The following is a 14,301-nucleotide window of genomic DNA, read 5'->3' on the forward strand; positions in this document are numbered from 1 at the left end:
GGTCCCCGGTGCGGACGAGGGTCCGGCGACACCGGGCGCGGGCCGCCCGCGCCCGGCCCGTGCGGTCAGGAGCCGGACGCGTCCTCGAGGTCCGCGCGGAGCTCGTCGACCCGGGTGCGCAGGCTCTCGATCGCGTCGCGCACCGCGGCGTCGGCGCCGGAGAGGGTGCCCGCGACGTCGCCGAGCTCGGTGGACGCGTCCTCGAGCGCGGCCTCGGCGTCGGCCAGGCGCTGCTCGGCCTGGGCGCGCGTCTCGTCCGTGGCGGACGCCGCCTCGTCCGCCGCGGCGCGGGCCTCGTCGGCGGCCTCCTGCGCGGACGCGACGGCCTCCTCGGCGCGGGTGCGCGTGTCGTCCGGGAGGGTGCCCAGGTCGTCCGTGAGCGACCGGACGTCCTCGCCGATCGTCTCGACCTGCGCGCCCGCGTCGTCGAGGAACTGCTGGACCTGGTCGCCCGTCAGGGTGAATTCCGGCACGCTCACCGAGCCGTCCTCGGCGCACCCGCCCAGCGCGACGGTCGCGGCGACGGCTGCCCCGAGCGCGAGCGCGCGGGACGTTGACCTGCGGTGACGTGTCGGTGAACTCATGGGGCGATTGTCCACCGCGAACATGAGACCGGGGTGAGAGCCTCGTGGACGCGGTGTACGGTAGGCGGACGAGGGCACTGTGGCGTGCAGCACACCGATCGTGTGCGCGCGCAGCCGTGACGTCGGGCGCGACGACGCGCACATCCGGCGTGCGGGACCGCAGGTCCGTGGCAGGGCACGAAGCACGGGAGTGAGCGGTGAGCACCACGGCGGAGCACGAGGGCGCGGACGACGCGCCCGTGACGCCCGAGCCCGCGCCCGCCGCCGCCGCGGTGGGCCCGGAGTCGTTCGGACGGCGCGCGCGGGCCGTGTCGCACGTCCTCATCTCGTCGGCGCTCGCCATCACGCTCGCCGCGGCCCTCGCCGGCAGCGCCCAACCCCGCCCGGGCGCGTCGTTCTTCGCGCAGGAGGCGACCACGGCGACCCAGGTCGCGGCGCTCTCGAGCACGCTCGGGGCCGGCCTCGACGAGGGCCAGCAGCTCGACGGCGCCATCGAGGTCCTCGCGACGGCCAACGCGCTCGACGACGGCCACGTCTCCCCGCCCGTCGAGCAGGCTCGCGCCGAGCTCGGCATGCTCCTGGCCACCTACCTCGCGCAGCAGGACGCGGCCCGCCGCGTCCCCGCGCCCCTCGTGCCCGACGGCGACCTCGACCTGGACGAGTCGCTCGACGGCGCGCAGGTCCCCGAGCTGCCGGAGCCGCTCGGCCCGGGTACGGGCGCAGGCGCCGGCGCTGGTGACGACGACACCACGACGGGCACGGACGGCGATACCGAGGACCCCGCGACCGACCGCCCGGCGCAGCAGCCCGCGACGGTCGACGCCGCCGGGGACGCGGCGGCGGATGCGGTCCGCACCGCGGCGACGCCCACGGCGCCCTCGCCGAGCCCGACGAGCAGCCCGTCCCCCGGCGCGTCCACCGACCCCTCGCCGAGCGTCACCCCGAGCCCCGGCGGCGCGCCGAGCCCGGCGCCCGGCACGAGCACGCCCCTGGACCCGTCCGCCCCCGGCGGCACGGGATCCCCGGGAGGCCCGGGATCCCCGGGCGACCGGACGCTGCCCGAGGACGAGGTGCCCGCGCCCGACGGGGTGGCACCCGGCGAGATCGACGGTTCCCAGGACCCGGCCGACGGCTCGGCTGACAGCGGTGACGGCGACCACGCCGAGGGCGACGACCACGCGCACGGCGACGTGACGCTGGAGGACGTCCTCGCCTCCGCGACGACGCTCGCCGAGCTGCTCGGCACCGACCTCGTGCCGGTCGGGGTCGTCCCGGCAGCCGGGGCGACGGCGCTCGCGGGCACGACCCTCGCGGAGCGGCTCGCCGAGGTCGTCGAGCGGTACGCGGGCTCGACGGCGCAGTACCAGAACGGCCGCATCCCGCCGGAGGCGCTGTGCGCGCTCGACTTCGCGCCGGGCAAGACCCTGCGCTGCGACGCCGCGGAGCAGCTCGAGGCCCTCGCCGCCGAGTTCGAGAAGGAGTTCGGGTACGCGCTGAAGATCACCGACGCGTACCGCCCCTACGACGAGCAGGTGCGCCTCAAGGCGGTCAAGCCCTACCTCGCGGCCGTGCCCGGCACGTCGCAGCACGGGTGGGGGCTCGCGATCGACGTCGGCGGGAACGTGCCGTCGGGGACGTCGCTCGAGTACGTCTGGCTCCGCACGCACGGCCCGGACTACGGCTGGGACAACCCCGCGTGGGCGCGGCCCAACGGGTCCAAGCCGGAGCCGTGGCACTTCGAGTTCTTCGCGGCGGGCAAGATGCCGTCGCGGTACACGCCTGCCGAGAGCAGCGCGCCGTCCACGCCGCAGAAGCCGGCGACGCCGACCGCGCCCGCGCCGAAGCCGACGACCCCGGCCGCGCCGCAGCCCCCGGCACCGACCACGCCGAAGCCGCCGGCCCCGACGACGCCCGAGCCGTCGAACCCGGGGCCGTCGAACCCCGGGCCGTCCAACCCTGAGCCGTCGACGGTGACCGTCCCGGGCGGGCTCGTCGGCAGGTCGCAGGCCGAGGTCGAGGCCGCGCTCTCGAAGGCCCAGCTCAAGGTCAGCGTCACGACGACGGAGAACTCGGCCGCGGCGGGGACCGTGCTGTCCGTCGACCCCGGCTCCGGCGCGACGGTCGCGGTCGGCAGCACGGTCGCGATCGTCGTCTCGTCCGGTCCGCCCGAGCCGGAGCCGGAGCCGACCGGACCCGAGCCGTCGCCCTCGCCTACGGAGGCCACGCCGACGCCGACGCGTGGGCCCGAGGAGACGGAGACGTCCGCTCCCTGACCCGCGCGACACCTTCGGGCCTGGCCGGCGGGCATCGTCGTGACGCGCCGACGGGGGCAACAGCGACGGGGCGCGCGGAAGTCCGCAGTTGCGCCCGGCACGAGGGCGCCGCCGAAAATGCCGTGCGCCTTCCGTACCGACGGCGTAGCGTCGGGCGGGATGTGAACCTCACCCGCCCCGGCCGCTCCGTCCCGTCGAGCCCGTCGCCGTGGCCCCCGCCGCCCTCCGCGGCGTGCGCGCGCCACCCGGGCACCTGGTAGGTGATCACCCATGGCACGTCCCACCCCTGTCCTGCGCGCGTCCGACGTCCGCGTGTCCTTCGCGGGCCGCGCGGTCCTGCGCGGCGTCGACCTCGCCGTCGACCCCGGCCATCGCACGGGTCTCGTCGGCGAGAACGGTGTCGGCAAGTCCACGCTCCTGCGGGTGCTCGCGGGCACGCTCGCCCCAGACGACGGCACGGTGAGCCGGCCCGCCGACCTCGGGTTCCTGCACCAGGAGTTCCCGTACCCGCCGACGACGTCGGTCCGCGCGGTCGTCGACGACGCGCTCGCGCGCGTCCGCGGGATCGAGCGCGAGCTCGAGGAGGCGGCGCTCGCCCTCGCCGGCGACCCGGGCGGCGAACCCGTCCCCGGTGCCGAGGAGGCGTACGCGCGCGCCCTCGCGCGCGCCGAGCTCGCCGACGTCTGGGACGCCGACGCGCGGGCCGCGCGCACGCTCGCGGGTCTCGGGCTCGACGTGGAGGGGGTCGCCGGCCGCGAGGTCGGGTCGCTGTCCGGGGGCCAGCGCACGCGGCTCGGCCTCGCCGCGCTGCTCGTGCGCCAGCCCGGCGCGATGCTGCTCGACGAGCCGACGAACCACCTCGACGACGCCGCGGCGGAGTTCCTCGCCGCGGCGCTGCGCGCGCTCCCGGGCGCCGTGGTGCTCGCGAGCCACGACCGCGTGTTCCTCGACGAGGTGTGCACCGAGATCCTCGACCTCGACCCGGTCGCGGAGCCGCTCCGCGGCGCGGGCGGCAGGGACGCGGCACGCGGCGGGGGAGCGGGGACCCTCTACGGCGGCACGTACGGCGACTACCTCGAGGCCAAGCGCGTCGAGCGCGAGCGCTGGGAGCAGCGCTTCGAGGCGGAGCAGGCCGAGCTCGCGGAGCTGCGGCGCGGGGTCGCGGTGACGGCCCGGGACGTCGCGAAGAACCGTGAGCGGGGCAACCAGGCGAAGATCCTCTACGACTTCAAGGGCGAGCGCGTGCAGGGCCAGATCGCGCGGCGCGTGCGCAACGCGCAGCAGCGGCTCGACGCGCTCGAGCGCGACCAGGTGCGCAAGCCGCCCCCGCCCCTGCGCTTCGCACCGCCGAGCGGGGGGACCCGCCTCGCGCCGGGCGGTGGCGACGTGGTCGCGTGGGCGCGCGGCGTCGTCGTGCATCGGCCCGGGCGTGGAGGGCCCGGGGCGGCCCCGGGCGAGCGGCCGGACCGGCTCGACATGGCAGCGTCGGGCGTCCCGTCGATCGAGGTCGCGCGGGGGAGCCAGCTGCTCGTCACCGGGGCCAACGGTGCCGGAAAGTCCACGCTGCTGCACGTGCTCGCGGGCGACCTCGTGCCCGACGCCGGCACCGTGGGCCGGGCGCGCGGGGTCCGGGTGGGGCTGCTCGAGCAGGACGTGCACCTGCACGACGACGACCGCACCCCGCGCGAGCTGCTCGCCCTCGCGCAGGGCGTGGACCCGGCGGACGCGCGCGACGCGGCCGTGGACGCGCACGGCCTCCTCGCGCCGCGCGACCTGGGGCGACGGCTCGCGGAGCTCTCCGTGGGGCAGCGCCGGCGCGTGGTGCTCGCGATGCTCGTCACGCAGGCGCCCGACGTGCTGCTCCTCGACGAGCCGACGAACCACGTGTCGCTCACGCTCGCGGGCGAGCTCATGGAGGCCGTGGAGGAGTGGCCGGGCGCCGTGGTCGTGGCGTCGCACGACCGGTGGCTGCGGCGCCGCTGGCAGGGCGACGCCGTGCACCTCGCCTGACGGCCCCGCCGCGCCCGTCCGCCCGGCCGCCGGGCGGAGCGCGGGTCGGGCGCGGGGAGGTGGAGCGCGGGGTGCAGGGTCCTGGAACGCGGTGGCCGTGTGCCGCGCGGCGTGCGTAGGGTCGGGCGGTGGACGACGACCGGACGGGCGCCCCGGTGCCCGACAACGCGTGGAAGCAGGTGGTCGCGTCGCTCGCCGACGCGGGACGGCTCGAGGTGCTCGCGCGCGTCGTGAGCGAGGGGCCCGCGGAGGCGGTGCTGTCGGCCGACGAGCGCCGTCGGCTCGCGCCGCTCCTCGCCGCGGGCGTCGTGGTGCGCGAGGAGACGGGCTTCCTGCGGGCGGCGCCCGAGCGGTTCGCGGCCCTGCTCGTGACCGCCCCCACGCCGCGCCCCACGGGCCCCGACCGCTTCCTCACGGACGGACGCCTGCTGCGCATGCCGAAGCGGTGGCGCGACCGCGAGCTCGTCGTGCGGTACCTCGCGGCGCAGGTGCTCCCGCTGGAGGAGCCCGTCACCGAGCTCACGTTGACCAAGCGGCTCGCGGCGCGCGCCGCGGACCCGGTGTCGCTGCGGCGCGCGATGGTCGACGCGGGCCTCGTGCACCGCACGCGCGACGGCGCCGAGTACTGGCGCACCGTCGTGACGGAGTTCGACGACGTCTGACGGGCGGCGGCCCCGGTCCGGCAGCCCGTACGTCGGGGGCGAGGGCTAGGGTCGGTTCTCATGAGCAGCGAGCGCGCCGTGGCGGCGCTGGAGGCGTCGGGCATCGACTTCACCCTCACCCGGCACGGCCGGGTGGGGTCGCTGGAGGAGGCGGCCGCCGCGCGCGGCGTGCACCCGGCGCGCGTCCTCAAGACGATCGTCGTGCGGCGCGCGGAGGACGACTACCTGTTCGTGCTCGTCCCGGGCGACCGGCAGATCTCGTGGCCCAAGCTGCGCGCGCTGCTCGGCGTGTCGCGCCTGTCCATGCCGGACAAGGAGGTCGCGCGCGACGTCACCGGGTACGAGCGCGGCACCATCACGCCGTTCGGCGCCACGCACGCGTGGCCCGTCGTGGCGGACGTGCGCGTGGTCGCCGTGCGCGGCGAGGACGAGGTGGACGTCGCGGGCGACCCGGCGACCCCGGAAGCCCCGGGTGACGGCGACCACCTCGTCTCCATCGGCGCGGGCGAGCACGGCGTGGCCGCGACGGTCGACGGGCAGGCCCTCGTGGCCGCCCTCGGGGCCCAGGTCGCCGACGTCACCGAGCCCCTGTAGCGGGTAAGGGAACGAGACCGCGACGCCGCCCGGGCTGCGCCTCCTCGTGGCGCTCGCGGGGCTCCGGGCGGCGCGCGGAGGCACCGACGCGGTCCGGGTTGTGAGGGTTCGGAGGAAGGTCGCGGTCGACCGCCGCGCGGGCTGGTGTGCGCCCCGCGCCGGGTGCAGACTCTGGGGTGCTCCGGTCACGGTCGCCTCGTCCGACCCGCCGCCCGACGGTCACGGCCGGCGTCCGGACGGAGCCGTGAGGCAGGCGCAGGGAACAGGCCACCACCGCCGGACGTTGTCCGGAGGGGCGGCCGACAGCAGGCAGGACGACTCGAGAGAAGCGGGAACCGTGGACACAGGCAGCGCGATCGACCGGACGAGCGGGATCGTCTACGCCCCGGCGGACGGCGGCGTGGTCGTGACGATGTGGGGAGAGGTGGACGCGGCGCTGCGCGACCGCGCGAGCGAGGCGATGTCCTACGTGCTCGACACCCGCGGGCGCGTCGTGGTGGACGTCGCCGACGTCACCTTCATCGACTCCTCGGGCATCGCGTTCATCATCCAGCTCTACATGCTCGGCGAGGAGGACGGCCGTGAGGTCGTGCTCCGGGACCCGTCGCCGAGCATCGTCGAGCTGCTCGACATGATCGGCATGGGCGGGCGGATCCCCGTCGAGCGCAGCGGCGCCTCCACGGGCCCGATCGAGGTCGTCGGCGCCGTCTGACACCCGCGCGCCCGCCGCCGCCCCGGGTCCCCGGGGCTGTGGGAACCGGCCGGTACGGTGCGGGCATGCGCATCCTGCACACCTCCGACTGGCACCTCGGGCGCACCTTGCACGGGGTCGACCTGCTGGAGCACCAGGCCGCGCACCTCGACCACCTCGTCGAGCTGACCCGCTCCGAGGCGGTCGACGCGGTCGTCGTCGCGGGCGACGTCTACGACCGCGCGATCCCGCCGGTCGACGCCGTCTCCCTCCTCTCGGACGCGGTGACGCGGCTCGCCGAGCACGCGCACGTCGTCGTCACGCCGGGCAACCACGACTCCGCCGTCCGGCTCGGGTTCGGCGACCGCCTCCTGCGCCCGGGCGTCCACGTGCGGGCACGCCTGGCCGACGTCGGTGCGCCCGTCGTCCTGGGCCCGCGCCCCGGTGCGACGAGCGGCGACGCCTCGCCGCTGCTCGTCTACGCGCTCCCGTACCTCGACCCGGACACGGCCCGGCACGTCCTCGCGGACGCGCCGGACGCCGACGCTCCCGACGCCGAGAGGGCGGGCGGCGACCCGGTGAGGCCTCGGCCGCTCGCGCGGTCCCACGAGGCCGTCATGGGGGCGGCCCTGCGCCGGGTGGGCACCGACCTCGCGCGGCGCCGCGCCGCGGACCCGGGGGTGCGGGCGGTCGTCGTCGGGCACGCGTTCGTCGTGGGTGGTCTGGCGTCGGACTCCGAGCGCGACATCCGCGTGGGCGGCGTGGACGCCGTCCCGGCCGCTGCGTTCGCGGGCCGCGGGGTGGACTACGTGGCGCTCGGCCACCTGCACGGGCCGCAGCGCGTCACCGTCCCGGAGGTCGGCGGCGGAGAGGCCGACGGCGGCGTGGCGACCGTCGCCCGCTACTCGGGCTCGCCCCTCGCGTTCTCCTTCTCGGAGCTGCACCAGCGCAAGTCCACCGCGCTCGTCGACGTCGACCGGGTCCGCACGGACGCGGACGCGGCGGTCGAGCTGGTCCCCGCTCCCGTGCCGCGCCGCCTCGCGGAGGTGACCGGCTCGCTCGACGAGCTGCTCGGGGAGGCGGGCGAGCCGCACGTCGACGACTGGCTGCGCGTCGTCGTGACGGACCCGGTCCGGCCCGGCGAGCTGTACGCCCGCGTCCGGTCCCGGTTCCCGCACGCGCTACAGGTGACGCACCGCCCGCCGCGCGTCGCCGAGCGGGAGGTCGTGACCGCCGTCGGGCCGGGGCGCGACCCGCTGGACGTCGCGCGCGACTTCGTCGAGCACGTCTCCGGCCACGCCCCCAGCGGGGCCGAGGTCGTCGTGCTGCGCGAGGCGTTCGAGCTCGCGCTCGCCGAGGAGCGCAGCGCCTGATGCACCTGCACTCCCTGACCTTCCAGGCGATCGGCCCGTTCGCGGGCCGCCACCACGTCGACCTCGCGGCGCTCGGCGCGTCCGGGATCTACCTCCTCGAGGGGCCGACGGGCGCCGGCAAGTCCACGATCATCGACGCGATCGTGTTCGCGCTCTACGGCAAGGTCGCCTCCGACGCCGCGAGCGACGACCGTCTCCGTTCGGCGTTCGCGGGACCGGACGTCGAGTCGTACGTCGACCTCGTGCTGGAGGTCCCGGCGGGTGTCTTCCGCATCCGGCGCACGCCCGAGTACCGCCGCCCCAAGAAGCGCGGCACCGGCACCACGACGCAGCAGGCCTCGGTGCGGCTCTGGCGGCTCGCCGAGGTGCCGCCCACCGACGCGCCGGATGCGGTGGAGGACGCCGCGGGCGAGCTGCTGTCCGCACGGCTCGACGAGGCGGGCGACGAGATCCGCCGGCTCGTGGGCCTCGACCGGCGCCAGCTCGTGCAGACGGTCGTGCTGCCGCAGGGCGAGTTCGCGACGTTCCTGCGCGCGAAGCCCGAGGACCGGGCCGTGCTGCTCCAGAAGGTCTTCGGCACGGAGCTCTACCACCGCGCCGCGGCGCGCCTGGCGGAGCTCGCGCGCGCGGCGCGCTCGCGCACGGACGCCGCGCGGCAGGGCGTCGTGGGCGCGGCGGAGCGGTTCGCGGGGTCCGCCGGGCTCGAGCCCGACGACGCGCGGCGGCTGCGCGAGGCCGCGCACGACGACGACCGGCTGCGGCGGGCCGACGATGGCGGCGCCCCGGCCGCTGCGGAGGCGACGCCGGGCGTGCACGCGCTCGCCGTCGCGCACGTCGCGCGCCTCGACGCCGAGGCCACGTCGCTGGCCGAGCGCGCGGCGGGGGCCGACGCGACGCTCGCCGCGGCGCGTGAGCGGTTCGAGCACGAGCGCGCTCGGCACGACGCGCTGGAGCGGCGAGCCCGGCTGCGGGCCGACGCGGCGCGCCTCGACGAGGAGGAGGTGGCGGTGGCCGAGTGTCGCCGTCGGACGGACGCGGCGGCACGTGCCGCGGTCGTCGCCCCGGCCGCCCAGGGCCTCGCGCGCGCCGAGCAGACCCTGCGCGCCGCGCTCGACCGGCTCGCGCTCGCGCGCACCGGGGCGCCCGCCGCCTTCGCCGACGCCGACCCGACGACGCTCGAGGCCCTGCGCGCCGACGTCGCGACGGCGGCCGTGCGGGTGGCGAGGCTCGTCCCGGTGGGGGCGTCGCTGCCCGGGCGCGACCGCGAGCTCGCCGACGGGCGCAAGGAGGTCGCGCAGGCGACGGAGGAGCGCGGTCGCGTGCTGGCCGAGCTCGACGCACGCCCGGCGCGCCGCGACGCCCTGCGCACGCGGGTCGCGTCCCTCGCGGAGGCCGCGGGCGCGCTCGGGGTGCTCCGCGAGCGCGCGGATCGCGCCCGGGCGGTCGAGGAGGCGGCGCGCCAGACGGCGGCGCTCGCGACCGAGGCAGCCGAGGCGCACGCCGAGCGGGCACGGGCCGCGGTCCGGGCGCACGAGGCGGTGGAGCACGAGGCCCGGCTGCGGGCCGCGCGCATCGCGGGTCTGGCCGGGGAACTGGCCGCGGGCCTCGCCGTCGGCGAGCCGTGCCCGGTGTGCGGCGGGGCCGAGCACCCGCACCCGGCGCCGCTCGCCGAGGACCACCCGGCGGTCGAGGACGTCGAGCGCGCCGAGCGGGAGCGCGCGGAGGCCGAGCGCCTGCTGCACGACGTCTCGGCCCGCGCTCAGGTGCTCGCCGAGCGGTGCGAGGCCCGTCGTCGGGACGCCGACGGCCTGACCCCGCAGGAGGCCGGGCAGCGGGTCGCGCACGCGGAGGAGCTGGTGGCCGCCGCGCGCACCGCGGAGCGTGAGCGCGCCAAGGCCGAGCGCGAGCTCGAGGAGCTGGACGCGGAGACGCGTGCGCTGGAGGCCCGGGCGGCCGGGCTCGCCGAGGCGGTCGCGGGCACGACCGCGCGGCTCCAGGAGATCGAGGCGGCCCTCGCGCGCGACCGCGCCGAGATCCGCTCCGAGCTCGACGCGGCGGGCCCGCTCGTGGAGCTCGTGGACCTGCCCGACCCGCTCGCCGACGAGGGCGGCGCGCGCAACCCCGTCGCCGTCCTCGCGGCCGCGCTGGAGGGACGGGTGCGCACGATCGACGCGCTCGCGGACGCGGGCAGCGCCGTCGCCGCCGCGCAGCGGGCGTGCGAGGAGCGTGCGGCCGACGTCGCCGCGCTCGTCGCACAGTCCGGTTTCGCGGACGCGGCCGAGGCGCTCGCCGCGGTGCTCGACGACGCCGAGCGGCACGCGCTCTCTCAGCGCGTCGCGGAGCACGACGCGGCGCGGACCGCGACGGCGACCGGCCTCGCGGACCCGGCGCTCGCCGACCTGCCCGAGGACGTACGGGCCGACGTCGCGGGCGCGCGCGCCGCCGTCGACGAGGCAGAGGCTGTGGCCGGGGCCGCGGCGCGGCAGCACGAGCTCGTCGCCCGCCGTGCCGAGGAGGCCCGGACGGCGGCCGAGGGCGTCGGGGCGGCGGTCGACGGCTGGACCGCGGCGCGGGACGCGGCGGGACCGGTCGTGCGCATGGCAGCGCTCGCGTCGGGCACGGGCGACAACGCGCACGACCTCTCGCTCGCGACGTTCGTGCTCGTGCAGCGGTTCGAGGACGTGGTCGCGGCGGCGAACGAGCGCCTCGCCGAGATGTCGTCAGGGCGGTACGAGCTCGTGCGCAGCGCGACGCGCGAGGACGTGCGGGCGCACAAGCGCGGCCTCGCGATGAAGGTGCTTGACCACGTGACCGAGCGCGAGCGTGATCCGCGCACGCTGTCCGGCGGGGAGACGTTCTACGTGTCGCTGTGCCTCGCCCTCGGGCTCGCGGACGTCGTCACGGCCGAGGCGGGCGGCATCGAGCTCGGGACGCTGTTCGTCGACGAGGGCTTCGGCAGCCTCGACCCCGAGACGCTGGAGGCCGTCCTCGCGGCGCTCGGCCGGCTCCGCGCGGGCGGGCGCGTCGTGGGCGTCGTCTCCCACGTCGAGGCGCTCAAGCAGTCCGTCGCGGAGCGCGTCGAGGTCCGCCGCCTCCCCGGCGGCGGCAGCACGCTCACCGTGCGGGCCTGACCGGGGCTGCGCCGTCCGTCAGGACCGAGGGCGCGGTCCTGGTGTCGGCGCGCACACGCGGTCGACGAGCTCGGTCACGGCCGCCCGCACGGGTCCCGGCGGCGCGCCCGCGTCGAGCGCGAGGGCGGCGCGGTCGAACGCCGCGGACAGCAGGAGCGTCAGCGCGTCGAGGCGTTCTTCGTCCGCGAGGTCTCGTGCGACGTCGCTGGGCTCTCCCTGGTCGACGGCGGACCTCTCGCCCGGGTGGACGGCGGACCCTTCGCCCGGGCGGACGGCGGACCCGTCGCCTGGGCCGGGCACGTCGTCGTCGCCCGCGCTGCGGCTCGTGCTGACCCCGCTCGACCGGATACCGAGCGCCGCGCCGAGCCCCTCGCGGAGCGTTCGGCGCGCGTGGCGGGCGTCGAGCGCGTCGGCCTCTGCGAGGCCGAGCACGGCGGGTGCATCGACGAGGAGCAGCCGTGTGCGGCCGGGTTCACCCATCGCGTCGAGGTAGGCGCGCGCACCCTCCACGAGCATCGCGCGGGCGTCCGGGGCGTCCGGGGCGTCCGGGCCGTCTGGGTTGTCTGGGGCGTCCGGTCGTTCCGCGGCTGCCGTGCCGGGATCCCCGGCGGTGCGCTCCTCGATCTCCCGGGCGACCGCCTCGGCCTCGGCCTCGGCGACGGCGCGGAACAGGTCCTGCTTGTCGGCGTAGTGGTGGTACAGCGCGCCGCGCGTGACGTTCGCGGCGGCGGCGATCTGGGGCGTCGACGTCGCGGAGTACCCGGCGCGGACGAAGAGGTCGCGCGCGGCTGCGACGAGGGCCGCGCGGGTCGCGCGGGTGCGTTCGGCGTTGGTCCGGCGGCGCTCTTGCATACCGACAGACTGTAGGCCATTCTCGATACATACAGCCTGTTTGTTTTTTGCGACCGTCCGGTCGCCGACGACGAGGAGAAGACCGTGCGCATCACGAGCTGGTACCCCGTGCTCATGACCGGGGACGTCGCAGGGACCGTCGCGTTCTACCGCGACCACCTGGACTTCCGGCCGCTCTTCACGAGCGACTGGTACGTCCACCTCCAGTCCGTGCACGACGCGTCGGTGAACCTCGCCGTGCTCGACGGCGACCACGAGACGATCCCGACGAGCGGCCGGGGTCGCGCGGGCGGGCTCCTGCTCAACCTCGAGGTCGAGGACGTCGACGCCGTGCACGCGCGCCTCGTCGCCGCGGGACTGCCGATCCTGCGCTCGCTGCGCGACGAGGCGTTCGGGCAGCGGCACTTCATCACAGCCGACCCGAACGGGGTGCTCGTGGACGTCATCACGCCCATCCCGCCGACGGGGGAGTTCGTCGAGCAGTATGAGGAGTCCGCCCGCCCGACGGCGTAACCGGCGCGCGCGTCCCCGGGGGTCGCTCGGGGCTCGGGGCTCGGGGCTCGGGGCTCGGGCTCACGATTCGGGGCGGGAGCGCAGGACGCCAGGCGCGGGACGTGGGATTGCCGCTCACGGCTCGGCCGGACGGGGCGGGATGTCACGAACCGGCTCCGTGTCCGTCCCTCTTCGAGGAGCCGAGCGACGTCCCTCCGGTCGTCGCGTGCTCTCCCGGGAACGGCCGCGACCGGCGGCGTCGTCCGGGAGCCGTCGAAGGAGAGCAGCAATGTCAGCAGCATCGTCCCCGCTCGAGCGCGAGCTGCGGCGCATGGAGGTCATCGCGCGCCGGGAGCAGCTCCGTCTCGTCGGCCGCGTCGCCCCGCGCGTGGCGGAGCGCCGCCGCTGGGCCGACGCACCGCGCCGCCAGTCCCCGGCCACCGCCGCCCGCTAACGTCGGTCGGGAATCGCGCCCCCGTAGCGTCCGGCGGCTCGCCACCGTGAGCCGTGAGCCGTGGGCGCGGCCACCGCGCCCCGGTACGGTCCGGCGGCTCGCCACCGTTCACCGTGGGTCGGGCGGCCGCAGCCCGGAAACGTCCGCCGGCTCACCACCGTGCGCGGTCGGGAGCGCGCGCACGTCAGGCCGGTGCGCCGAGGCCCGCGAGCTCACGGGCCCGCAGCAGCACGTCGTCGAGCATCTGCGGGGTGAGCCGGCCGGTGAACGTGTTCTGCTGGCTCACGTGGAAGCACCCCAGCAGGGTGAGGGTCTGCTCCGGGGGCGGGGGGCCGCCGTCGGGCACGACGCCGGGGAGCGACGCTCCCGGGGCGGGGCGAGGGGTGGCCCGGCGCAGCGTCACCTCCGCACCGTGCGCGAACCGGGGCCGCGGACGCGGCACGGCCCAGCCCTGCTCGGCGAGCGTCGAGAGCAGCGCCTGCCACCCGAAGCCGCCGAGGACGACGGCGACCCGCACCGTCGCGCCCAGCAGCTCGACTTCGCGCGCGAGGTACGGGCCGCAGCGGCGGCGTTCCTCCGGAGTCGGCTTGTTGTCCGGGGGCGCGCACCGCACCGGCGCGGTGACGCGGATCCCGGTGAGGCGGAGGCCGTCGTCGGCGGAGACCGACGTCGCCTGGTTGGCCAGGCCCGTGCGGTGCATGGCGGCGAAGAGGAAGTCGCCGCTGCGGTCGCCCGTGAACATGCGGCCCGTGCGGTTGGCCCCGTGCGCGGCGGGCGCGAGCCCGACGACGACGATCCCCGCCCGCTCGTCACCGAAACCGGGGACGGGGCGGGCCCAGTAGTCGTCGTCGCGGAACGACGCCCGCTTGACGTCGGCGACGTGCTCGCGCCACGCCACGAGTCGCGGGCACGCCCGGCACTCGACGAGGTGGTCGTCCAGCGCCGCGAGCGTCGGCGCCGTCCGGGCCGCGAGCGGGTAGTCGGGGTCGTCGGGCGTCACCCGCCCATCCTGCCCGCGCCCCCACCTCTCCGCGCCCCCGCCCGCCGAGCACGGGGTCCGCGACCGGAATCGGAGCGATCCGGTCGCCGACCCCGTGCTCGGCGGGGGGGGGGGGGGGGGGGGGGGGGGGCGGGGCGGCGGCCGGCCGCGGGGCGCCGGCCGCGCGGCGCCGGCCGCGGGGCCCC

At 77.5% G+C, this 14,301-nt stretch carries 12 protein-coding genes; 9 read left to right on the forward strand and 3 right to left on the reverse strand.

Features of this window, described 5'->3' with window-relative positions; translation table 11 throughout:
* Window positions 1-65: 65 nt before the first annotated feature.
* Complete coding sequence (locus tag E1O70_RS01735; RefSeq protein ID WP_167496869.1) at window positions 66-584, reverse strand: DivIVA domain-containing protein; 519 nt, start codon at window positions 582-584, stop codon at window positions 66-68.
* A 197-nt stretch (window positions 585-781) separates the two neighbouring features.
* On the opposite strand from E1O70_RS01735, the gene E1O70_RS01740 reads away from it, so the two are divergent.
* The 7 genes from E1O70_RS01740 to E1O70_RS01770 all read left to right on the forward strand — a co-directional run bounded on the left by E1O70_RS01740 (window position 782) and on the right by E1O70_RS01770 (window position 11,318).
* Complete coding sequence (locus tag E1O70_RS01740; RefSeq protein WP_061267925.1) at window positions 782-2,857, forward strand: D-alanyl-D-alanine carboxypeptidase family protein; 2,076 nt, start codon at window positions 782-784, stop codon at window positions 2,855-2,857.
* Between the two features lie 270 nt (window positions 2,858-3,127).
* Window positions 3,128-4,867 carry an ABC-F family ATP-binding cassette domain-containing protein gene (locus tag E1O70_RS01745; protein WP_061267924.1) on the forward strand — a complete coding sequence of 580 codons (1,740 nt, stop codon included), beginning with the start codon at window positions 3,128-3,130 and terminating at the stop codon, window positions 4,865-4,867.
* Window positions 4,868-4,995: 128 nt separating this feature from the next.
* Complete coding sequence (locus E1O70_RS20280) at window positions 4,996-5,529, forward strand: DUF2087 domain-containing protein (RefSeq protein WP_061267923.1); 534 nt, start codon at window positions 4,996-4,998, stop codon at window positions 5,527-5,529.
* A 60-nt stretch (window positions 5,530-5,589) separates the two neighbouring features.
* Window positions 5,590-6,123, forward strand: coding sequence for an aminoacyl-tRNA deacylase (locus E1O70_RS01755; protein WP_061267922.1), 534 nt, complete (start codon window positions 5,590-5,592; stop codon window positions 6,121-6,123).
* A 337-nt stretch (window positions 6,124-6,460) separates the two neighbouring features.
* Entirely contained in the window at window positions 6,461-6,835 is a 375-nt protein-coding gene (locus tag E1O70_RS01760; protein WP_021483854.1) for an STAS domain-containing protein, read from the forward strand.
* A gap of 65 nt (window positions 6,836-6,900) precedes the next feature.
* Window positions 6,901-8,187: an exonuclease SbcCD subunit D gene (locus E1O70_RS01765; RefSeq protein WP_061267921.1), complete on the forward strand. Its 1,287-nt coding sequence runs from the start codon at window positions 6,901-6,903 to the stop codon at window positions 8,185-8,187.
* Window positions 8,187-11,318, forward strand: coding sequence for an AAA family ATPase (locus E1O70_RS01770; protein WP_061267920.1), 3,132 nt, complete (start codon window positions 8,187-8,189; stop codon window positions 11,316-11,318). Before E1O70_RS01765 ends, E1O70_RS01770 begins: the two co-directional genes overlap by 1 nt.
* Before the next feature lie 18 nt (window positions 11,319-11,336).
* Here E1O70_RS01770 and E1O70_RS20285 read toward each other — a convergent pair whose 3' ends face one another.
* Window positions 11,337-12,170, reverse strand: coding sequence for a TetR/AcrR family transcriptional regulator (locus E1O70_RS20285; protein WP_061267919.1), 834 nt, complete (start codon window positions 12,168-12,170; stop codon window positions 11,337-11,339).
* An 84-nt stretch (window positions 12,171-12,254) separates the two neighbouring features.
* Here E1O70_RS20285 and E1O70_RS01780 point away from each other — a divergent pair, with 84 nt between their 5' ends.
* Both E1O70_RS01780 and E1O70_RS19785 read left to right on the forward strand, forming a co-directional pair.
* Entirely contained in the window at window positions 12,255-12,683 is a 429-nt protein-coding gene (locus tag E1O70_RS01780) for a VOC family protein (RefSeq protein ID WP_061267918.1), read from the forward strand.
* 268 nt (window positions 12,684-12,951) lie between these two features.
* Complete coding sequence (locus E1O70_RS19785; protein WP_157446563.1) at window positions 12,952-13,116, forward strand: hypothetical protein; 165 nt, start codon at window positions 12,952-12,954, stop codon at window positions 13,114-13,116.
* Between the two features lie 184 nt (window positions 13,117-13,300).
* Here E1O70_RS19785 and E1O70_RS01785 read toward each other — a convergent pair whose 3' ends face one another.
* The gene (locus E1O70_RS01785; RefSeq protein ID WP_061267917.1) at window positions 13,301-14,116 is read right to left on the reverse strand and encodes a uracil-DNA glycosylase; all 816 of its coding nucleotides are present in this window, start codon (window positions 14,114-14,116) and stop codon (window positions 13,301-13,303) included.
* Between the last annotated feature and the right edge of the window lie 185 nt (window positions 14,117-14,301).

Source organism: Cellulosimicrobium funkei (genome assembly GCF_004519295.1).
Classification (GTDB): Bacteria; Actinomycetota; Actinomycetes; order Actinomycetales; family Cellulomonadaceae; genus Cellulosimicrobium; species Cellulosimicrobium funkei.

Excerpts from the sequence above, each read along its gene's own strand:
- E1O70_RS01735 (WP_167496869.1), bottom strand. The coding sequence starts at position 584 with ATGAGTTCACCGACACGTCACCGCAGGTCAACGTCCCGCGCGCTCGCG.
- E1O70_RS01745 (WP_061267924.1), top strand. The coding sequence starts at position 3,128 with ATGGCACGTCCCACCCCTGTCCTGCGCGCGTCCGACGTCCGCGTGTCC.
- E1O70_RS01755 (WP_061267922.1), top strand. The coding sequence starts at position 5,590 with ATGAGCAGCGAGCGCGCCGTGGCGGCGCTGGAGGCGTCGGGCATCGAC.
- E1O70_RS01765 (WP_061267921.1), top strand. The coding sequence starts at position 6,901 with ATGCGCATCCTGCACACCTCCGACTGGCACCTCGGGCGCACCTTGCAC.
- E1O70_RS01770 (WP_061267920.1), top strand. The coding sequence starts at position 8,187 with ATGCACCTGCACTCCCTGACCTTCCAGGCGATCGGCCCGTTCGCGGGC.
- E1O70_RS20285 (WP_061267919.1), bottom strand. The coding sequence starts at position 12,170 with ATGCAAGAGCGCCGCCGGACCAACGCCGAACGCACCCGCGCGACCCGC.
- E1O70_RS19785 (WP_157446563.1), top strand. The coding sequence starts at position 12,952 with ATGTCAGCAGCATCGTCCCCGCTCGAGCGCGAGCTGCGGCGCATGGAG.